At 27.5% G+C, this 22,655-nt stretch carries 21 protein-coding genes; 1 reads left to right on the plus strand and 20 read right to left on the minus strand.

The window, feature by feature from the left end:
- Positions 1–3: 3 nt before the first annotated feature.
- Together dnaG and KYD98_RS00150 are read right to left on the minus strand one after the other, a co-directional pair.
- Positions 4–1,785 carry a DNA primase gene (gene dnaG / locus KYD98_RS00145; protein WP_219777562.1) on the minus strand — a complete coding sequence of 594 codons (1,782 nt, stop codon included), beginning with the start codon at positions 1,783–1,785 and terminating at the stop codon, positions 4–6.
- 247 nt (positions 1,786–2,032) lie between these two features.
- The gene (locus KYD98_RS00150) at positions 2,033–3,058 is read right to left on the minus strand and encodes a deoxyguanosinetriphosphate triphosphohydrolase (protein ID WP_219777563.1); all 1,026 of its coding nucleotides are present in this window, start codon (positions 3,056–3,058) and stop codon (positions 2,033–2,035) included.
- 196 nt (positions 3,059–3,254) lie between these two features.
- Between KYD98_RS00150 and KYD98_RS00155 the strand changes: the two genes are divergently transcribed.
- Positions 3,255–4,322: a CotS family spore coat protein gene (locus KYD98_RS00155; protein ID WP_219777564.1), complete on the plus strand. Its 1,068-nt coding sequence runs from the start codon at positions 3,255–3,257 to the stop codon at positions 4,320–4,322.
- A gap of 149 nt (positions 4,323–4,471) precedes the next feature.
- Here KYD98_RS00155 and ppdK read toward each other — a convergent pair whose 3' ends face one another.
- The 18 genes from ppdK to dnaJ all read right to left on the minus strand — a co-directional run bounded on the left by ppdK (position 4,472) and on the right by dnaJ (position 22,541).
- The gene (gene ppdK / locus KYD98_RS00160) at positions 4,472–7,099 is read right to left on the minus strand and encodes a pyruvate, phosphate dikinase (RefSeq protein ID WP_219777565.1); all 2,628 of its coding nucleotides are present in this window, start codon (positions 7,097–7,099) and stop codon (positions 4,472–4,474) included.
- Positions 7,100–7,187: 88 nt separating this feature from the next.
- Positions 7,188–7,826 carry a transcriptional regulator CcpN gene (gene ccpN / locus KYD98_RS00165; RefSeq protein WP_219777566.1) on the minus strand — a complete coding sequence of 213 codons (639 nt, stop codon included), beginning with the start codon at positions 7,824–7,826 and terminating at the stop codon, positions 7,188–7,190.
- Positions 7,827–7,979: 153 nt separating this feature from the next.
- Positions 7,980–8,594, minus strand: a complete 615-nt coding sequence (locus KYD98_RS00170; protein WP_219777567.1) for a DUF4342 domain-containing protein — start codon at positions 8,592–8,594, stop codon at positions 7,980–7,982.
- Between the two features lie 6 nt (positions 8,595–8,600).
- Positions 8,601–9,350, minus strand: coding sequence for a DNA repair protein RecO (recO, locus tag KYD98_RS00175; RefSeq protein ID WP_219777568.1), 750 nt, complete (start codon positions 9,348–9,350; stop codon positions 8,601–8,603).
- Between the two features lie 33 nt (positions 9,351–9,383).
- Positions 9,384–10,271 (minus strand): GTPase Era, encoded by an 888-nt coding sequence (gene era / locus KYD98_RS00180; protein ID WP_219777569.1) that lies wholly within the window; start codon positions 10,269–10,271, stop codon positions 9,384–9,386.
- 238 nt (positions 10,272–10,509) lie between these two features.
- A complete protein-coding gene (locus tag KYD98_RS00185; RefSeq protein WP_219777570.1) occupies positions 10,510–11,211 on the minus strand; it encodes a diacylglycerol kinase in 702 nt (233 codons plus the stop codon).
- Between the two features lie 18 nt (positions 11,212–11,229).
- On the minus strand, positions 11,230–11,733 hold the full coding sequence (gene ybeY / locus KYD98_RS00190; RefSeq protein WP_219777571.1) for an rRNA maturation RNase YbeY: 504 nt from the start codon (positions 11,731–11,733) through the stop codon (positions 11,230–11,232).
- A 72-nt stretch (positions 11,734–11,805) separates the two neighbouring features.
- Positions 11,806–13,878, minus strand: a complete 2,073-nt coding sequence (locus KYD98_RS00195; protein ID WP_219777572.1) for an HD family phosphohydrolase — start codon at positions 13,876–13,878, stop codon at positions 11,806–11,808.
- A gap of 32 nt (positions 13,879–13,910) precedes the next feature.
- Positions 13,911–15,041 (minus strand): sporulation protein YqfD, encoded by a 1,131-nt coding sequence (gene yqfD / locus KYD98_RS00200; RefSeq protein WP_219777573.1) that lies wholly within the window; start codon positions 15,039–15,041, stop codon positions 13,911–13,913.
- Positions 15,042–15,046: 5 nt separating this feature from the next.
- Entirely contained in the window at positions 15,047–15,325 is a 279-nt protein-coding gene (gene yqfC / locus KYD98_RS00205; RefSeq protein WP_219777574.1) for a sporulation protein YqfC, read from the minus strand.
- Positions 15,326–15,846: 521 nt separating this feature from the next.
- A complete protein-coding gene (locus KYD98_RS00210) occupies positions 15,847–16,299 on the minus strand; it encodes a GatB/YqeY domain-containing protein (protein ID WP_219777575.1) in 453 nt (150 codons plus the stop codon).
- 30 nt (positions 16,300–16,329) lie between these two features.
- On the minus strand, positions 16,330–16,506 hold the full coding sequence (rpsU, locus tag KYD98_RS00215) for a 30S ribosomal protein S21 (protein WP_003371500.1): 177 nt from the start codon (positions 16,504–16,506) through the stop codon (positions 16,330–16,332).
- A 125-nt stretch (positions 16,507–16,631) separates the two neighbouring features.
- Positions 16,632–16,976, minus strand: a complete 345-nt coding sequence (locus KYD98_RS00220) for a histidine triad nucleotide-binding protein (RefSeq protein ID WP_219777576.1) — start codon at positions 16,974–16,976, stop codon at positions 16,632–16,634.
- Positions 16,977–17,093: 117 nt separating this feature from the next.
- The gene (mtaB, locus tag KYD98_RS00225; protein ID WP_219777577.1) at positions 17,094–18,398 is read right to left on the minus strand and encodes a tRNA (N(6)-L-threonylcarbamoyladenosine(37)-C(2))-methylthiotransferase MtaB; all 1,305 of its coding nucleotides are present in this window, start codon (positions 18,396–18,398) and stop codon (positions 17,094–17,096) included.
- On the minus strand, positions 18,398–19,162 hold the full coding sequence (locus tag KYD98_RS00230; protein WP_219777578.1) for an RsmE family RNA methyltransferase: 765 nt from the start codon (positions 19,160–19,162) through the stop codon (positions 18,398–18,400). Before KYD98_RS00230 ends, mtaB begins: the two co-directional genes overlap by 1 nt.
- A gap of 52 nt (positions 19,163–19,214) precedes the next feature.
- A complete protein-coding gene (prmA, locus tag KYD98_RS00235; protein WP_219777579.1) occupies positions 19,215–20,156 on the minus strand; it encodes a 50S ribosomal protein L11 methyltransferase in 942 nt (313 codons plus the stop codon).
- 82 nt (positions 20,157–20,238) lie between these two features.
- The gene (gene trmB, locus KYD98_RS00240) at positions 20,239–20,895 is read right to left on the minus strand and encodes a tRNA (guanosine(46)-N7)-methyltransferase TrmB (RefSeq protein ID WP_219777580.1); all 657 of its coding nucleotides are present in this window, start codon (positions 20,893–20,895) and stop codon (positions 20,239–20,241) included.
- Positions 20,896–21,419: 524 nt separating this feature from the next.
- On the minus strand, positions 21,420–22,541 hold the full coding sequence (gene dnaJ, locus KYD98_RS00245) for a molecular chaperone DnaJ (protein ID WP_219777581.1): 1,122 nt from the start codon (positions 22,539–22,541) through the stop codon (positions 21,420–21,422).
- Positions 22,542–22,655: the final 114 nt, after the last annotated feature.

Genomic DNA, 22,655 nt, shown 5'->3' on the forward strand with positions numbered 1-22,655 from the left:
CCATTATCCTCTCTTTCTTTTCTTCAATTCTTCTGACAAATTTGTTAGTTTAATTGCAAGTTTTATAGATTCCTCAATCATTCCCTTATCTTCCAACTTTCTTTGTTCATTCTTTAAATTATCAATTTCTAATTTTAGTTTAAAGCACCTTACTTCATTTAAATAATCATTAATTAATCTTTCCTTATCACTTAAGTCTAGAATTTTATGTTCTTTTATAGCAATCCATTCTTTTGAAGTTTCTATATCATCACATCTACTCTCAATATACGACTCCAAATTATTAGAACCATTATTTTTGCTTTCTAGTATTAATGAATAAATTTTGTTATGAGAATTCATGATAAAATCTCCTACAATTATACTCTTAATTATTTCTTCAGAGATTTCTTCATTTAATATTAACTTAAGCAATGCCCTTTCAGCTTTTACATATGCTGGTTCTACATATAATTTTGTTCCAAATTCTTCCTTTTTATTCATATAATTATTTTCTTTTTGTTTTTTAGTCATTACTTGTGAAAGTAAGTCATATAATGCCTGTTCTTTTATTCCAGTATCTTCGGAAATTTTTTTAATATATACATCTTTTTCTACTGGATTTAAGTCTGCTAATATCTTAGCTACATTTTCACCATATTTAATTAAACTTTTAGCATCTTTGAAGTTTACTCCTTCACCAATTTTTTTAATTCTATAGTCAATCAATGGTAATGCATCATTAGCTAATCTTAAAAAAGCATCTTTCCCATTACTTCTCACAAACTCATCTGGATCTTTTCCTTCTGGAACTACTAACACCTTAACATCAAACCCATTATTTCTAAGAATTTCAAGTCCTCTTAATGTTGCAGTTTGACCAGCAATATCTGCATCATAAGATATAATCACATTATTTGTATATCTCTTTAAAAGTTTAGCTTGATTAACAGTAAGTGCTGTCCCTAATGATGCAACAACATTAGTTATTCCATATTGATGTAAAGTAATTAAATCCATATAGCCTTCGACTATGATAATATAATCTTCTTTTATTTTATTTTTAATTGCAAAATTTAACCCATATAAATTAATTCCTTTTTGGAATATTATTGTTTCCGGAGAATTTAAATATTTAGGTTTTGAATCATCTAAAACCCTTCCACCAAAACCAATAACTCTTCCTTTAACGTCAAATACAGGAAACATAACTCTATTTCTAAATCTATCATATATGTTCCCCTTATTTTCATTTTTAGAAACTAATCCTGCTTCAAGTAATAAAGTATCTTTATATCCTTTTATCCTTAAATAATTTATTAGATCTCTCCAACTATCTTTTGAATATCCTAACCCAAATCTTTTTATTGTTTCTTCCTTAATTCCTCTATTAAGAAAATAATCTTTTGCATTTTTTATTCTTTGAAGATTTGCAAAATAATATCTTCCTGCCTCTGTATTAATCTTATATAAAAGATCTTTTTTCTTTGAGGTTTCAGACTGTCTTTTATCATTTATATTCAAAGAAATGTTGGCTTTGTCTGCTAAGTACTTTGCAGCCTCTACAAATGTAAGTCTTCGTTGTTTCATAATGAATGTAAATACATTTCCCGCTTCTCCACATGCAAAACATTTATATATTTGTTTATCTTGAGAAACACTGAATGAGGGACTCTTATCATTATGAAATGGACATAAACCTATATAGTTTCTGCCTGATTTTTTTAATCTTATGCTTTCTGAAATAATATCAACTATGTCACTTTGCTCTCTTATTTTTTCAATAATATCTTGTGGAATTTGCAAGGAGACATCTCCCTCCTTACTTTTTTTTTCAGCAATTATATAATATTCGACATCTTATTTGCTTTTCCTTCTTATTGCATAAATTTTTTTTATATTTACAAATCATAATTCTTATAATTCTTCTTTTTTACTTATATTCCTCTTTTTTCTTTATAAAATTTATTTACCCATTTAATATAAATTTTATACTATAAATTTTATAAATCTTTATTCTATTATAATTACCTTAATAATTTTATTTAAACAACTAATATATTACTAATTTAGGAACATATAATTTATTAAATAAAGATAAACAATAATCATCACTCATTCCAGCAATGTAATCAGCTACACCTCTTTTTAATCCTTCTTCTTCTACTATATCTTTATAAATTTTAGGCATTTCTTCTGGATGATTAGTATAATAATTTAAAAGTTCTCTTAATACAAATTTTGCTTTATCTCTTTCTATTTTTAACTTCTCCCCTAAATATATATTTTTAAACATATAATTTCTAAGTTCAATCATTGATTCCTCAATTTCTTTATCTAATCCTACTTCTTTTATTCCATTACTTATATTTTTATTAGATGTCTTTATAAAATTTTTAATTAATATATCTAATCTTTTATTTGAAGAATTTCCTAGCACTTTGCTTATTTCTTTAGGAATAGCATCTTCTTTAAGTAAACCAGCTCTTACTGAATCATCTATATCATGATTTAAATATGCTATTTTATCACTATATTTTACAACTATACCTTCTAATGTTATTGCTTTTGAACTTTTTTCTCCAAAACCACTATGTTTTAATATTCCATCAATAACTTCTCTCGTTAAATTAATTCCCAATCCATTATTTTCTAATTTTTTTACTACTCTAACACTTTGTTCATTGTGCCTAAACCTTCCTAAATATTCATTTAAAACTTCTTCTCCATTATGTGCAAAAGCAACATGCCCTAAATCATGCCCTAATGCTATAGCTTCAATCAAATTTTCATTTAAACCTATTCCAACACCAATGCTCCTAGCCACCTGTGCAACTTCTAAAGTGTGCGTTAATCTTGTTCTATAGTGATCCCCAAAAGTTTTTATATATACTTGTGTTTTATGTTTTAATCTTCTAAATGATTTACTATGAATAATTCTATCTCTATCTACCATATAACAAGTTCGAATATCATCTTTTTCTTCTTCTCTAGCTCTTCCTAAAGAAGAAGATGAAAAAGAGGCTTCCGGAATAAGTGTCAACCTTTCAAAACCCTCAATTTTTTCCCTTATATTCATATATTCTCACCTCACTTTATCTATTCTATATATATCACTAAAATCCTCTATTTAAAACCTATAAATATTATTTACAAAAATAGCAAAATAAAATCCTTTACATCTGAAATTTTATAATTTTTTATTTATTTATTCATGTATAATTATCGTTTTTTATTAATATCATAGTAATGAATAAATTTATAAGGAGAATTTTATGCGCTCAGAATCAATTTCGTTAGAAACATCTAGCTTATCACCAGATATTATAAAAAATACTGTTTTAAAACATTATAATTTACAAAATGCTGAGATAAGTGTAGTTAAATTTAAAGATACCAATAAGCAAAGAGCTGTTTATAAAATAGATTATAATAGTAAAAGTTATTGTTTAAAAAAAGTTTATTATGATTTACCTGATTTATTATATGTATATTCAGCTAATGAATGGCTATTTAGAAACGGAATAACAGTCTCTAAATTTTTGCCCGCAACTGATGGTAATAGATTTGTTTATTATTCTGATATGCTTTTTATATTAACTCCTTGGATAGATGGAACTAAATGTAACTTTGATAATATAACACATGTGATACTTTCTATAAAAAAACTTGCTACTATACATTCCATATCAAAAGATTTTCACCCTATTTTAGGAAGTTCTTATAAGGTAGGTCTTGATAATCATTACATATCAACCTTAAAACACTTTGAACAACTATTAACAATTTCAAATGAAGCTTTCAAATATAAAGATGAATTTTCAAAAGAATTTATAGCTAAATTTAATACAAATTTATATCTTGCAAAACTCTCTTTAGATATAGCTTATAATATAGATGATTCAAATTTAACCAAATCATTATGTCACGGTGATTATGTAAATAAAAATATAATTTTCACAAAATCTTTAGAACCCTGCATAATTGACTTTGATAAATGTAAAATGGATTACTCTGTTAAAGATTTAGGATATTTTATGAGAAGATTACTCAGACGCGAAAGTACTAACTGTAATTTAGATTTGGCTTTATCTATAATTAAAACTTATAATGATATTTTAAAGCTTACTGATTCAGACTTTAGATATTTAGTTTCATATATTTGTTTTCCTCAAAAATACTGGAGAATATCTAGAGATTATTATAAAAATATTTCTAAATGTAATAAAACTGCTTTTTTAACACTTCTAAAAAATACAACTACTAAAAGTAAAACTCAATATGAGTTTGCTTTAAAACTAATTAAAAGTATTAAAGATGAGTTTAATATATTATTAATTTAATTATATTTTTTATTCTTTAGGTTCTATACGTATAGTTTTTATAAAGCACATTCTTATATAAACTATATTTAATTTTTATAAATTCCTGAAGAAACAAAAATACACATTGGATTTATATCCAATGTGTATTTTTTATATTACCTTTTATATTACCTTTTATTTTTCACTTGTGCTTGCGCTGCTGCAAGTCTTGCAAGTGGTACTCTAAATGGTGAACATGATACGTAATCTAAACCTATATTGTGGCAGAATTCAACTGATGATGGATCTCCACCATGTTCTCCACATATGCCTAGTTTTATACCTGGTCTCGTAGCTCTTCCTTTTTCTACAGCTATCTTAACAAGTTCTCCTACACCTGTTTGATCTAATTTAGCAAATGGGTCTTGTTCATATATCTTTTTATCATAATAATCTGATAAGAATTTTGATGCATCATCTCTTGAGAAACCAAATGTCATTTGAGTTAAATCATTAGTACCAAATGAGAAGAATTCAGCTTCTTTCGCTATTTTATCAGCTGTTAACGCAGCTCTTGGAATTTCTATCATTGTTCCTATCTTATAATCTAGCTTGACATTCTTTTCTTCCATAACTGATTCTACTGTGTCTTTTATGACATCCTTAACATATTTTAATTCTTTAATTTCTCCAACTAATGGAATCATTATTTCTGGAACAACATCAAATCCTTTAGTAGTTTTAACTTCTATAGCCGCTTCTATAATTGCTCTAGCTTGCATTTCAGCTATTTCTGGATATGATACAGCAAGACGACAACCTCTATGACCCATCATAGGATTAAATTCATGTAAATTTTCAACTGTAAGTTTTAATTCTTCAAAACTTAATCCCATCTCTTTTGCTAAAGATTTAATATCTTCATTATTATTTGGTAAGAATTCATGTAGAGGTGGATCCAATAATCTAATTGTAACTGGTTTTCCCTCTAATGCTTCATAAATGCCTATAAAATCTGCTCTTTGCATTGGTAATATCTTATCTAATGCTCTTCTTCTTTGTTCTTCGTCTTTAGATGTAATCATTTGTCTTACTGCCATTATTCTATCTTCAGCAAAGAACATATGCTCAGTTCTACAAAGACCTACTCCTTCAGCACCAAACTCTGCTGCTTGTTGTGCATCCTTTGGAGTGTCAGCATTAGTTCTAACTTTTAATTTTCTTATTTCATCTGCCCATCCCATAAATGTAGCAAAGTGACCTGATATTTCAGGAGTAACAGTCTTTATTTTCTCACCATAGACATTTCCTGAAGTACCATCTATTGATATATAATCTTTATCAGTATAAACCTTTCCACCAACTTCAATTGTTCTTTTAACTTCATCTACCTTAATTGTTCCACAACCTGCAACACAGCAAGTTCCCATTCCTCTAGCAACTACAGCTGCATGAGATGTCATACCACCTCTAACAGTTAATATTCCTTTTGCTGCAATCATTCCCTCTATATCCTCTGGAGAAGTTTCTAGTCTTACTAATACAACATCTTCATCTAAAGCAGCTCTATCCTTTGCTTCTTCAGCTGTAAATGCTATTTTACCACATGCTGCTCCTGGAGATGCTGGTAGTCCTTTAGCAATAGGTTCTGCTTTCTTTAAATCTTCTGTATAAAATGCTGGATGAAGTAATGTATCTAATTGTTTTGGTTCTACCTTTAATATTGCTTCTTCTTTTGTTAACATTCCTTCTTCAACTAAATCAACAGCTATTTTCAAAGCAGCTTGTGCTGTTCTCTTACCATTTCTTGTTTGTAGGAAATATAACTTTCCTTCCTCTATAGTTATTTCCATATCTTGCATATCTCTGTAATGATTTTCTAATGTATTAACTATACCTTCAAACTGTTGATATATCTTAGGATCTTGTTCTTTTAATTTTGATATTGGAAGAGGAGTTCTTATACCCGCAACAACATCCTCACCTTGAGCATTCATTAAATATTCTCCATAAATAAGTTTTTCACCAGTTGCAGGATTTCTAGAAAAAACAACTCCTGTACCTGAAGTGTCTCCTTTATTACCAAAAACCATTTGTTGTACATTAACAGCTGTTCCCCATTCACCTGGAATATCATTTAATCTTCTGTAAACTATTGCTCTTGGATTATCCCATGATCTAAATACAGCTGTTACTGATTCTATTAATTGAACTTTTGGATCTTGTGGAAAATCTTCACCTTTTTCTTTCTTATATATTTCCTTAAATTCTGATACTAAAACTTTTAAATCTTCTGCTGTTAAATCTGTATCAAATTCTACACCTTTTTTCTCTTTAAGTTCATCAATCTTATTTTCAAATAATCTTTTTTCGATATCCATAACAACATCTGAGAACATTTGAATAAATCTTCTGTAAGAATCATAGGCAAACCTTGGATTATTTGTCAATTTAGCCATTGTTTCAACAACTTTGTCGTTAAGTCCTAAATTTAAAATAGTATCCATCATTCCCGGCATTGAAGCTCTTGCACCTGATCTCACTGATACTAATAATGGATTTTCATCACTTCCGAATTTTTTTCCACTAGTATCTTCAAGTTTTGCTAAACTTTCATGAATTTGATTTATTACTTCATCTGAAATAATTTTTCCATCTTCATAATACTTATTACATGCTTCTGTTGTAACAGTAAAACCAGTTGGTACTGGAATTCCTAAATTAGTCATTTCAGCCAAGTTAGCACCTTTACCTCCTAGTAAATTTCTCATTGAAGCGTTGCCTTCATTAAAAAGATATACATACTTCTTTACCATCTCAACATTTCCCCTTTAATTCTCAATTTTTTTTATTACTATCAAGATAAAATCTTGTAGTTACCCTTTTTAAATTACCCTTTTTAAATTACCCTTCTTGAACACCCAATTTAACAAACAACTTTGTTATGTTAGTCTTTGAAACTTTACCAATTATCTTAAATTGTTCTTTACCTTCTATTTTTTCTAATTGTTCAACAATTGGAATGCTATCTATTTCGTGTTCAATTATCTTTTTTGCTAAATTATATGCACTGTCATTTTTATCTGCGCATATTATATTTGGCATACGTGTCATTATTACTCCTACTGGAACTTTATGAATATCGGTTCCTCCTATCGCTATTTTTAGAAAATCTTTTCTTGAAACAGCACCCGTTAAAATCCCATTATTCTCTACAAATAATGTCCCTACATCATTTAAAAATAGGTATACAATTGCATCATATACCATTGTTTCTTCACTTACAGTAGTTGGTTTAGACATTATTTCATTAGCCTTTATTTTACTTATATACTCATAAACAAGACCATTAGAAGACTTTCCTAAATATATATAACCCACTTTAGGTCTCGCATCCAATATTCCTATCATAGTAAGTATTGCCAAATCAGCTCTAAGTGCTGCCCTTGTAACTCCTAACTTTTCTGCTAATGATTCACTAGTTATCGGCTGATTTTCTTTTACTAATCTAATTATTTCTTCTTGCCTATCTGATAACTTCAATATTATCCCTCTTTCTCTGAATACAAGAACTATCTAATCACAACTTAATTATACCATGTAATTTTTGTATAAGTATATTAAATTTTCTGAAAAATTAAATAATTTTAAAAAATACTCCTTGTTTTTTTATTTTATAACACATTAAATTATTTTTTACTTATCTTCTTCATCAAATTTTACTGTATAACTATAAACAGTTTCATCTCCAGTATATACCCTTTGTTTTTCTTCTTCAGCATTCTTTACTTTTGCCTTAACTTCGTTAACCTTAGATTTTACCTTATCTGTAATATCAATAGCTTTATCTTTTACTTCATTTGAAACTTTTGATACATATTTATTTATAACTTCAACTGAACCATCATTTTTAGTAATTTCTATTGTTATCTTAGTAGCTATTGCTGCAATTACTCCTGCTGCTAATATTGGTGGAATTAAAACCGCAATTACTCCTGCTGCAATCCCTGCATTTACTGGAACATCAATTAACTCACTATCATCTTTTTTAATTTTTATTCTAGAAATATTTCCTTTATGAATTAAGTCTTTAATAAATGCTTTTAATTCTTCTATTGTTATTTGATTTTTACTTTCTTCTCTATCATTGTTGATATCATACTCTGAATTTCCAGATTGTATACTTTCTATATATATTAAAGCTTCTAATACATCACCATTACATGCCTCTAATGCTTCCTTAGCAATAGAATAGCTCACACCAGTTCTTTCTATTATCTTATCAACTTTTTCTAATGTTATTTGTTCCATTTATAATCACTCCTTAATAAATTTTAATAATTCTAAACTTTTAGGTCTTTTAGAATAATTATTACATATCAAATGATTTGTCACCTTTTCTATCTCTTCTTTGATTTGATCTGTTAAATTTAATCTATAAATTTTATCTACCCTCATATTTAATAAAAATCTCAAAGAATTATACGCTGCCTTTGAAATATATAGGCCATATTCTTTAGGACATTCAGAACAAACTCCCCCATAATTTGATAAACTTATATAATTTGAAGCATTAATCTTTCTTTTACAGATAGTACAGCTATCTAAATTTAAAGCATATCCTGTATTTCTTAAAACCTTTAATTCAAAAGCTCTTATAAGTAATTGATAATCTAAAGCATTTGTATCTAAAAGATAAAGTGTCATAACTAAATCTATAAAAAGCTGTTTATTCTTTTCCTCATCCTGAGAACATATATCTATTAATTCACATAAATAAGATGAATATGTAAGCTTATCTAAATTTTCTAATAATCCCTGAAATGAATTTATAATTTTACCTTCTTGAATCGTATACAAATTCTTACCTTTATATAACATATACTCACCATAACATAAAGGCAAAGTTATGGATAGCAATTTACTTCTACTCCTCTTTGCCCCTTTAGCTATAGCAGTAATCTTACCTAACTCTTCTGTATAAAGCCACACTAATTTATCATTTTCCTTAAAATCCTGTGACTTTATAATAACAGCTTTACTTTCAAAAAGTGCCAGAAAGATCATCTCCTATTATAGTATTTCTCAATAAATACATAATTATTTCTTTTTATATCCTAATTCTTTTAAAAGATTTTGATTATCTCTCCATTCTTTTCTTACCTTAACCCATATTTTTATGTTAACTCTAGCTCTTAAGAATTTTTCTAATTCAAATCTTGAAGTTTCTCCAATTCTTTTAAGAGTTTGACCATTCTTACCTATTATTATTCCCTTATGTGAATCTTTTTCACATATTAAATCTACTTCTATATGATAAGTTCCTATTTGATTTTGTTTCATTTGAATTACATCTACTGCAATACCATGAGGAACTTCATCTCTTAAAGTTCTTAATGCTTTTTCTCTAACTATTTCTGATACTACAAATCTTTCTGGTACATCTGTTATCATATCCTCAGGATAGTATTGTGGTCCTTCTGGCATTTCTTCTTTCATTAAATTAATTAAAGCGTCTACATTCTTACCCTTTATTGCTGAAATTGGAATTATCTCTTTAAAATTAAATTCTTTTGAATACATTTCTAAACTTTTGGCAACTCTTTCAGGAGTGCTTTCATCAGTCTTATTTAAAACAAGATATACTGGACATTTCTTATCTTTTAATGATTCTAATATAAATTTATCTCCTCTACCAATCTCTGTATCTGGATTAGTTAAAAATAAAACTAAATCAACATCCTTTGTTGAATCTTTTGCTGAATTCACCATATATTCCCCTAATTTATGTTTAGGTTTGTGTATTCCTGGTGTATCTACAAATACAATTTGATAATCCTCACCTGTTAAAATAGTTTGAATATTATTTCTAGTTGTTTGTGGTTTACTTGAAACTATTGATAATTTTTCACCCATTATATAATTTAATAAAGTCGACTTCCCTACATTTGGTCTACCAACAATTGTAACAAATCCTGATTTAAACATTTTGCCTCCTTTTGTAGTCTAAATTCTATTTATTTATAAATAAAAATAGACTTCCTAATTTAATTATAAGTATATCCATTTTTAGATATTATATAGTTTATAAATAGTATACTCTATTTATTCTTCTATGTATATTAAATATTCATAAGGTACATAAAATAATAGATCAAGTAGATGAGCATACTGGTCTATTATTTTTTTAATATACCTAATATAATTAGAATAAAAAACAGTCTCTTTATATCCTAAATACTACAAATATAAAAATAGTTAATAAAATCCCAAATAAAGCTCCCATTATTACTTCTAGAATAGTATGAACTTCTGAATCTACTCTACTTTGCGCTGTGATAAATGCCATAAGATAACTTAACATTACACATATAGGTTCCTCTGTAATCAAAGATAATGCCGTTGCAATAGAGAACGCTAATGCACTATGTCCACTTGGCATACCCCCTTTTAGAGGGGTTCCTTCTCCAAAAACAGCCTTTACTATTAATGTTGCAATACAAACTATTACTAATACTATAAATATTGTGTAAGGTTCTGAAGTTTTAACCTTATTTATTAAATTATAAGAAAAATAAGATAGTTTATCCCAAAATATTATATACCCAACAACTATTGCGTTTATCGCCATAACAAATACTGCTCCTGCCGCTGCATTCTTAGCTACTTTAGCCAATGGATGATAATAATTAGCTGTTAAGTCTATTACAGCTTCTATAGCTGTATTAACTAATTCTGCACCTATTACCATTGTTATTGTTATTGCTATTGTTAGAAATTCATATTTGGTTATATCAAAACAAAAACATGCAATTAATACTAATAATGATACACTCAAATGAATTTTCATATTTCTTTCGGTTCTAACAGTTTCTATTATCCCATTTATGGCATTATTAAAACTATCTAAAATTTTCTTAAATTTCATTATACTTCACCTGCTTTTTTAATCTCTCCTTATATCAAGCCTATTTAATATATCTTCTTCCCTACTTCTCATTACTTTTTTGTCGTCTTCTTCCATATGATCATATCCTAAAAGATGCAATATAGAATGTACTACTAAATATGCAGCTTCTCTGTCATAAGAATGATTAAAGTCTTTACTTTGTTCAAGGGCTTTTTCTAAAGATAGTACTACATCTCCTAAAACTAGCTCTTCTCCATCAAAGTCACTTGGAGAGAATTTATTATCAATATAAACTTCCTTAAAAACTTTTTTTTCAGGATAATCTAACATAGGAAAGGATAAAACATCTGTTTCTTTATCTATATTTCTTGTTTCACTATTAATTTCTTTAATTTCATTATTATCTACAAACAATAATGATATCTCACATGGTATTTTTACTTGTTCCTGTTCTAAAGCAAATTTTATTACATTTTTTAAATAATCAATAAATTCTTCATTTACTTCAATTTTTTCTTGTCTATTATCTACATAAATCATTTTTTGCTCCTTTGTTATAAAAATAAATTATTTTTAATTACTGTTGTAATAATATTTTTCTTAATGTTAAGGCTATATCTTTTCCTTTGGATATTCAATTCTTTGATGATATATACCATTAAGTGCACTTAAAAAACATACTCTTATTTTTTCAATGTCTTTAAATGTTAAATCACTATCTTTCAATTGTTCAGAATTTAACTTATCTTTTATTATGTTATTTACCATTTCTTCAATTTTTTCTTTACTAGGTTCTTTAATTGATCTTACTGCTGCTTCAATACTATCAGCAAGCATTACTATTGCGGCTTCTTTAGTATTAGGAATTGGTCCAGGATACATATAATCTTGTGTATTTATATCATCAGGATTTTCAGCATTATTTTTCATTGTATAATAAAAGTATTTAACTAAAGTAGTTCCATGATGTTGAGCTATAATATCTTGAATTACTTTAGGTAGATTATGCTTTTTAGCCAATTTTAATCCATCTTTTACATGAGATATTATAACCCTAGTGCTTAATCTTGCACTTATTTTATCATGTGGGTTCTCTCCACCTATTTGATTTTCGCCAAAAAAGTATGGTCTTTCAGTTTTACCTACATCATGATAGTAAGATCCTATTCTTGCAATTACAGGATCAGCTCCGACCTCTTCAGCTGCCATCTCAGCTAAGTTTGCTACAAGCATACTATGATGATAAGTTCCTGGAGCTTCCATAAGCAATTTCTTTAATAAAGGATTGTTAGGATTAGATAATTCCAACAATTTCACTGTTGTAACTTCATTAAATATTCCCTCTAAAAATGGCAACATACCTAATGCAAAAATACCTGATAATAATCCACTAATTATAGAAAAAGCACTTTGGACAATTACCTCTTTTATATTGCTTGATAATATTGTACCCGTTGCAAATGTAAGTATTGCACTAACTATAGCTATATGCATTGTTGAATATATAAGGTCATTTCTTTGGTGTAATTTTTTTAGTATTGTTGCACCAAGAGTTGCATTTGCTAAAGCTATAATCATCACTTGAGGATCAAATTCAGATAAAGCACCAATAATCGCCACATTACAAACACTTATTACAAGAGATAATTTATAATTTAAAAGTAATGTTAAAAGCATAGGTGCAAAAGCAAACGGAATCAAGAATGGAGATATTGCTCCTATGGTTCTTGCTAAAATTAATGAAACTATAGTTATTAAACTAATAAGCATCAACCTTTTTTTATTAATAAATATTTCCTTATAATTTACATAAATATACTGATATTGTATAAATAGAATTACCCCCAAAAATAATATAAGCGCTAAATAAACATAAACATATTTTCCTGTTATATCATCATCAAGTAAACCTAATGTACGTATAATATCAATCTGAGCTGCTGTAACTGGTTCTCCCTCTTTAATTATAGTTTGATTTTTTTTAATTATAACTTTAGAAACATTTTTTTGTGCTTCTTTTTTCATTTCTTCTGTCTTTTCACTATCATAAAATAAATTTGGATATATTTGAGATGTACTAATACTTTTCAAAGCATCTATTAATGTTGAACTTGCATTTAGCTTTTCAATTTCTTTTTTCACATCATCTTTTGCTGCCTCAAGAGCATTCTTATTATTTTCCTGTATATCTTTATTATAAGCTTCATCAATAATATTAATAATTTGCCATTCAAATTCAATCAAACTATCTTTTGAGGTAATTAATATTTCCTTATATTCATTATCTGTCAATTTAAAATCTAATATTTTTTTTAATTCTGATATTTTTTCTGCTTCTGTTATGTTAACAGCATTTAAACTTAGTGCTTTATCAAATAACTGTTTAATATTATTTTCTGCTTTAAGTTTAACATCATTTTTTACAGTATACTGTTTTTCAACATTTTCAATAGCCTCATTTTCTTTTTCTTTGGTTGCTTTTTCATCAATAGTATCTCTTGTCGCCTTTATATCTACTCTAGCTATATCGCCTTCCTTTAAACTAAACTGTTTAGGAGCTACAACTGTTATTAACAAAAAATAGATTATAATAAAAACCACAGTAAAAAGTAATATATATCTAGATATATTATATTGATTTCCATCACGATTTTTCTCTTTATCTTTATCTTTTCTTAAATTCATGTTAATCACCTTCTCATCTCTGTACTATAGTATTAAGATATATTTTCTGCTATATCTTGTTCTACTGTAAATACTACCTTTATACGTATTTTCCCATTTTCAATATCTTCTACTGATACCTTATTATCTATAATTTTTGCATCATTTATAAGATTTTTTTCTAAAGATCGCTGTAACTTTTCTACTGATTCTTTTATTGTTGAATCTCTATCTAAATTTATATTCTTCCCTGCTCTTTCAAAATATATTATTTTGTTAAATACTCCTCCATTTTCCTCTATTTTATCATAAGATTCAAAATCATTTATAGCTTTTTTTAAGTAAATTTTTTTATTCCAGAAATTCAAATAAATATCACTATCTTTTTTTCCAGTTCTCTCAAGTTTTTTACCACTTATTTGTAGTTCCATTGACTTTTCATAAAAAGTGTTAGCTATAACACTTCCACTTGGTTTTACCTCTTTTTCAAATCCTTCTTTACCTTGTATAGGTAATATTAATACATCTCCTGCTTTTACTATGTCTCCTGGTACAACAGCAGAATTACCCGAGAATGTAAATACTCTTTTTACTTCTCCATCCATTTTAGCTAATACTTGTTCTGGCATAACTTTATTTCTACTCGGAGGATTTACTTTTTCCTCTACAACAACTTTTAATGTTGAACCTTCTATTCTAGCTCTTACCCACATAATCTCCGAACTTAAATCTTCCAATTTTTTTTCTACGTTATATACATTTATGTCTTCTTTTTTAAGACCTGGTTTTATCCCTATAGATATTAGTTCCTGTCTAACTTCAAAAGGTGATAAATTGTTTTTAGTTTCTATATCTATGGCCCATATATAATTAGATAATAAATATAAACTTAATAAAAATACTCCACCTCCAATACATAATGATATTTTCCTTTTCATTAATATTAGTAATACTATTATATCACTCTTACCGATTACTCTTATTTTACCTTTAGACTTTTTTACCAAATGCTGAACATCTTTATACTCCATAAAAGGCACTTGAAATCTAACAGTAGTTATATTAACTTTAGTTATATTAGATGTATAAATTCCATTATGCCAAAGTATATTCAATATTTTTTCAGGCATTAAACTACTTACTTCTATTGTTATCTTTCCTGCTTTTAATTTATCTAATATCATTCTTTTTACCCCTCATATGATATACCCTTAAAAATTCCACTTATAGTTATAGTGTTATCTCCAATAAAAAGTATCTCAAACCCTTCCCCCATTATTGTAATCGCACCAATTCTAGAATTTATTTTAATTAGACTATTTTCAAAAGCCATAATACCTCTATGATTTTCAATTGTTATTTCTCTATTTCCTGTAACAATTATTTTTGGTAAATCTAAAGCAACATCTGTTGGGAAATCCAATTTATTAAATATTTTTTCTCTTCCTCGTTGAAACCTACTCTCCATATTATCCCCCTATATATAAAATCATTATTATAACATCTTAACAAAACAAATACCTTTATTTGTAATTTATGATTTTATAGTCAAATTAATTCATAAATTTTACTATACATAAAATTTTTATAATAGTTTAAATATAGTTTATACATTAATTAAGGCCTAATCAAAAAATAACAATTCCATCTACCTAAGCAAAAATCAAATTTATTACCAACTATTTTTTAACGGTATTTAACATACCTGTAAAAGAAAATATTCTAGAAATTCTTTATAGATTATTTAGCAATATAATTTTTAGAGATAAAAAAGAATTGTAATTTTGTATTTAAATTATACAAAATTACAATTCTTTTTATTATGTACCAAATTTATATAAAAAATTGATAAAGCAGTTATCAATTTTTCAGTTCATGTATACTTTCAAATTATTATTAGAAATTTTATCAAAAAATGTTTTAAAGATTTCTCTATTTAAAATAAAATTCTATATAATAATAAAAGAACTCTAAAAAAGAGTTCTTTTATTATTTATTATTTAAATATTCTTTAACAATTTGACTTACAAGCTTTCCATCAGCTCTACCTACTATTTTAGGTTTGATAGCTGACATAACTTTACCCATATCTTTAATGCTATTTGCACCCATTTCTTGAGCTGAATCTTCTACTATTTGTTTTATTTCTTCTTCGCTTAACTGCTGAGGAAGGTATTCTAACAAAATTTCTAGTTCAGCTTTACACTCATCAACTAAATCTTGTCTATTTCCCTTTTCGAATTCAAGCATAGATTCTCTTCTTTGCTTGACTTCCTTTGCTAAAATATTAATAACTTCATCCTCATCAAGCTTAATATTATCAGTTTTTTCAACTAATAATATAGCAGCTTTAGCTGTACTAATTGTATTAGCTCTGAATTTATCTTTAGCCTTTAAAGCAGCTTTCCAATCTTCTTGAAGTCTATCCTTAATTGTTGGCATTATTATACCTTCTTTCAAAAGAAACCATTCTTATTTAAATTTTCTCTTTCTAGCAGCTTCTGATTTTTTCTTTTTCTTAACGCTTGGCTTTTCATAATGTTCTCTCTTTCTAACTTCAGAAAGAACCCCAGCTCTAGCACACTTCTTTTTAAATCTTCTTAAAGCACTTTCAAGTGTTTCGTTTTCTCCAACTTTAATTTCTGACATTTACTATCCCTCCCTCCGCTAGCTTAAATTAATTAACTCAGCTATGGGCTTTATAACACACGGTATATTATACAATATTGCTATAAGCACTGTCAATAACTTAGATTAAAATCTATTTATAAAATCTAACCTGGAGGCCACTTTAAATTTCTTCCACCTAATACATGAAAATGCATATGGTTTACTGTTTGACCCCCATCTTCTCCGCAATTATTTACTATTCTATATCCTTTTTCAGATATACCTAATTCTTTCGCTAATTTCTTGATGGTTTTAAATATATGTGAAATAACATTAATGTTTTTTTCATTTAACATATTTACACTTTCTATATGTTCTTTTGGAATCACTAAAAAATGAGTTGGTGCTTCTGGATTTATATCATAAAAAGCATAAACGAACTCATCTTCATATATTTTTTTACTTGGAATATCTCCCTTTATAATTTTGCAAAATATACAATCTCCCATAAAATTCACCTCCTCATATTAATTTATTATGTCATTAAAGATAATAATTTATCCTATATCAAAATTCACCTTATAAATTAAATTATCTCCTATAACATTTATAATTATAACAAATTCTTATCTAATTTTACCAATTAAATATTCTTCATTTTCATCATCTATATGACATTCAACAATTTTTCCTATCATTTCCTTATTTGCATTAATTATTTCAGCTTTTACATAATTTCTTGTATATCCTTCAAATCTTCCTGGTTTATTTGGTAATTCCTGTTCTATCAAAATATCCATATCTCTTCCAACCAAATTTTTTATGAATTCTTTTTCATTTTTTCTATTTAATTCTGCTAAAATTTTGCTTCTTTCATCTTTGATTTTTCCATCAACTTGATTTTTCATTTCAGCAGCTTTAGTTCCTTTTCTTGGACTATATTTAAATATATGAATTTTTGTTAATTTAATTTTCTTTAAAAATTCATATGTTTCATTAAACTCTTCTTCATTTTCTCCTGGAAACCCTACTATAAGATCTGTCGTAATTGATACATCTTTGATATTTTTTCTTAATATCTCAACAGTTTCTGCATATTCTGATGCAGTATATCTTCTATTCATTCTTTTCAGCGTTGCATCACATCCACTTTGAAGAGATAAATGAAAATGTGGACATAATTTTTTCATATTCTTTATTTTATTTACTACTTCTTCTGTAAAAAATGCGGGTTCAATAGACCCAATTCTAACTCTTTCTATACCATCTATCTTTTCTATTTCTTCAAGTAAACTTATTAAAGTTATATCTTTTCCTAAATCCACTCCATAAGAAGCAGTATGTATTCCTGATAATATTACTTCCTTAAATCCATGTTGAGCTAATTTATTTATTTCTTCAATCACCTTTTCTGGATGTTTAGAACAAGTAGCACCTCTTGCATATGGTATTAAGCAATAAGTACAAAATCTATTACATCCATCTTGGATTTTTAAAAATGCCCTTGTCTTATCTTGATATTCTTCTATATTCAATTCTTCAAATTCTTTATTTTTAAGAACTTCTTTAACATTAATTTGTGGTTTTTTTTCATCTCTAGCCTTATTTATGTAGTAAACTATATCTCCTTTGTTTCTTGTTCCTAAAACTACATCTACACCTTCAATTTTAGAAACCTCTTCTGGTGCTATTTGAGAATAACATCCAACAACTGCAATCGTTGCTTCTGGATTAGTTCTTCTGGCTTTACTTATTATTTGTCTCGATTTTTTATCTCCCATATTAGTTACAGTACAACTATTTATAACATAAACATCTGAAAAATCTTCAAAATTAGTAACTGAATACCCTTCTCTTATAAATTTTTCAGTCATCGCTTCAGTTTCATATTGATTAACTCTACATCCTAGTGTCGCAAATGCAACTTTCATTAACTCTTTCCTCCTAAATCTCCTAATTCATATTGTATTAAAGAAGTAGCTACAAACCCTGCAGTTTCTGTACGCAATATTCTATTTCCTAATGTAACTATATAAGCACCTTTTTCTTTAAGAATATTTATCTCTTCTTCTTCAAAACCGCCTTCTGGCCCTATTAAAATACCTATATTCTTTATATTATTTATGTCTAAACCTTTTTTATTTAACTCTTTAACAAGAGTTTTTATTCCAAATTCTTCTGCATTTTCATATGGAACTAATAATAAATCCATTTTTATTAATTCTTCTAAAGCTTCATCAAAATTAATAACTTCTCTTACCTTTGGAATAATGCTTCTTTTAGATTGTTTTGACGCCTCAAGTGCAATTCTATTCAATCTATCAAGCTTTTTAAATTCACCTTTAATTTTCACATCAACTCTAGATGTAATTGTAGGAACAAATTCAGTTATTCCAAGTTCTGTTCCCTTTTGAACTATTAAATCCATCTTTTGACCTTTTGGTAATCCCTGAAAAAGTGTAATCTTAACCTTACTTTCATTGTCTATATCTAAAACATTAATAATATTTACAACAACTTCTTGCTTTCCTACAAAAGCTATTTCTCCTAAATATTCTGTTCCCTCACAATTATTTAAGACTACTTTTTCCCCTTCACTCAAACGTAAAACTTTATAAATATGTTTTACATCCTCTCCTATTATTTTACCTTCGGTTTGTGTAATGTTGCATGCTGGGGTAAAAAATTTATGCATAAAAATCTCCCTCTCAATAAATAAAGTATTATTTATAATATTCTATAATACTTTATTTTAATTTTGCAACTATACAGTTCCATTCCCCTTCTTTATTTATTTCTAAAACTTCAAATCCACATTCATTAAGTTTATTAGTAACCATTTCAACTCTATCATGAATTATACCTGATGTAATAAATAATCCATTTGAATCCAAGGCTTTTTTAACATCTTCAGTTAATATACAAATAATTTCAGCTATTATATTAGCAACAACAATATCTGCCTTTCCATCAATTACATCTAAAAGATTTCCTTCTAAAATCTCAATATTATCTAAATCATTTAATCCTATATTTTCTTTGGCTGACTCAACTGCAACTGGATCTAAATCAACTCCAAAAGCCATCTTTGCACCAAGCTTAGCAGCAGCTATTGCTAATATTCCAGAACCACATCCAACATCAAAAACAGTTGTATTAGGTTTTACATACTTTTCTAAAGCTTTAACACACATTCTAGTAGTTTCATGTGTACCAGTTCCAAATGCCATTCCTGGATCTAATTCAATTACCATTTCTCCATCCTTTGGAACATATTCTTCCCACATAGGTTTTACAACTATTTTATCAGTTATATTAGCTGGTTTATAATACTTCTTCCAGTTATTTGCCCAGTCTTCTTCTTTGATACTTTCATATTCTACAATACCTTTACCTATATCAATTCCCATATCACTAATTTCTTTTAATTTTTCCTTTGTAATAGAAACTATTTCTTCAATATTATCTTCTTCTGAGAAATATCCCTTAACTACTGCAAATTCACCTTTATGTTCTAATACATTTATATCTGCAAAGTCCCAAGTTAAAGGACCTTGTTCTCTTGTTAATAAATCATTCGGGTCTTCTACTGCTACCCCTTGACAATTCAATCCATAAAAAATCCCTGATATAGGTTCTAATGCCTCACTATTTGTTATTACTCTAATTTCAGTCCATACTCCGTTCACGTTCTATCATCCTTCCGTTATCAAATACTCTTAAAATGGTTATCTCAAAAACTTCTAATATGTTTTAACTGAGTATAATATATTACTCTTTTATAGCTATTAAAAATTTAGTTTTTATTCCTTGTTCAGTAAACATCTTTTCATGTTCTGTTTCTACATTTCCTTCAAATCCGCTTTGATGAAGGTCATAAGTTATATATTCAATTCTAAACTTACTTTCTTTAAAATATTCAAGCGATTCTTCAAACAATTCATCATCATCTGTTTTAAACCAAATTTCACCTTGATCTTTTAGAAAGTTTCTATACTGATTTAATTGTCTTGTATGTGTTAATCTTCTTTTTTTATGTTTTTCTTTAGGCCAAGGATTGCAAAAATTTATGTATATTCTACTTATTGTATCTTCTTCTCCAAGCATCTCATTAATAAGCCCTATTTCTTGTGCCATTAATTTAACATTATCTAATTTTTTACTTTTTTCTTTATATGCTTTTTCTATATTTCTCTTAGCTAATCCTAATACTTCATCTTTTATATCAATTGCAATATAATTAATATCATCATTTTCTGAACCATGTACGGCCATAAATGTGCCTTTTCCACATCCTAGTTCAACATATATAGGTTTATCATTATCAAAAAATTCTTTCCATCTACATTTGTATTCTTTTGGGTTTATAACAAAAAAATCACAACTTTCAAGTTCAGGTCTTGCCCATGGTTTTTTTCTCATTCTCATGTTTATTCACTCCATCTTCTATCATTCATAATAATTATACATGTATAAAATTATATTGCAATTCTATAATAATAAAATAAGAAATAAAAAAAGTCTTTATAAAAACTGTATATTCTATAATTTATATAAGTAAAACATATTATTTCTTTTTTTATTCTTTATGTGGTGCCTCTCATACCTCTGAAACAATATATTCTATAAATCATCTACATGTTATTTATAAGATAATTTTCTAATATAATAAAAAAGCTATCCATCTTGTGTATAAATATTACACAAAACAAATAGCTTTTATATGATGGCTTCTTTTAAAAAGTAAACCTCAATAATAATTTATGCTTATTTTTTTTACTTATTCACTAAATTTTAAAATTCATCTATTTCTTTCAATAATATTTTTCTAAATTACTTCATAAGCTATAATATTTTTTAACCTTTATACTTAAGCATTTAGAATGTATATTTAAATATATAAAAAAACTAATTCAAAATATAATTTTTTTGAATTAGTTTCTTTATTTCATTTATTTTTTTCTTCCAAAAAGTGATTTTTTAGTATGGTGAGTATTGGCATCAATCTCTTCACCGCTTGCTTCCATGAATGCATATAATGCTTCTTTTTGTTTTTGCGTTAATCCCTTAGGAATATCAACAATAACTTTTACATATTGATCCCCTTTACCAGTAGAATTAACTCTAGCTATACCTTTACCTTTTAATCTAAATAATGTACCTGACTGAGTTCCTTCTGGTATAGTATACTTAACATTTCCTTCTACTGTATTAACAGTAATCTCTGTTCCAAGTGCAGCTTTAGACATAGAAATATGCGTCTCTATATAAATATCGTTGCCTTTTCTTGTAAATACCTTTGATGGAGTAACATTAATTCTGACATATAAATCTCCAGGACTTCCCCCTCTTAATCCATGTTCTCCTTGTCCTCTTAATGGCATTACATTTCCTGTATCTACTCCTGCCGGAACATTGACTTTTATTTTTCTACTCTTTCTTATATGTCCCTTACCTCTACAATGGGTACATGGTTTTTCCACAATTGTTCCATTACCATTACATCTATCACAAGTTGAAGTTGAAACAAAACTTCCAAGAGGTGTTTGTCTTTGAACTCTCACTTGACCTGATCCTCCACATGTAGGACAAGTTTTTGGAGATGTTCCCTCTTCAGCTCCTGAGCCATGACAATGTTCACAATTTTCACTTCTAGTAATAGAAATTTCTTTTTCAACACCAAAAACAGCTTCCTCAAAAGTTAATGTTAAGGTATATTCAATATCATTACCTCTAACCGGCCCATTTCTTCTCCTTGAACTTCCACCGCCACCGAAGAATGTTTCGAATATATCACCAAAACCGCCCATATCAAATCCGCCGAATCCACCACCGCCGAATCCACCACCATTAAAATCAGCTGTTCCAAATTGATCATAGTTAGATTTCTTTTCAGGATCTGAAAGGACTTGATATGCCTCATTTATTTCTTTAAATTTATCTTCTGCCTCTTTGTTTCCCTTATTTTTATCAGGGTGATATTTTATAGCTAATTTTCTAAAAGCTCTTTTAATTTCATCATCACTCGCACCTTTTTGAAGTCCAAGCACTTCATAATAGTCTTTATTTGCCATTTGTTATTGTTCACCACCTAGTTTTATTAAAAATCCATAAAAAGGGAAGACGAGCATTGCCTTCCCTATTTTTTAACTGTAATCAGAGTTACTAAAACTCACTCAATAAGTTAG

Origin of the sequence: Clostridium weizhouense (assembly GCF_019431045.1) — a bacterium.
In the GTDB taxonomy this organism is placed as follows: Bacteria; Bacillota; Clostridia; order Clostridiales; family Clostridiaceae; genus Clostridium; species Clostridium weizhouense.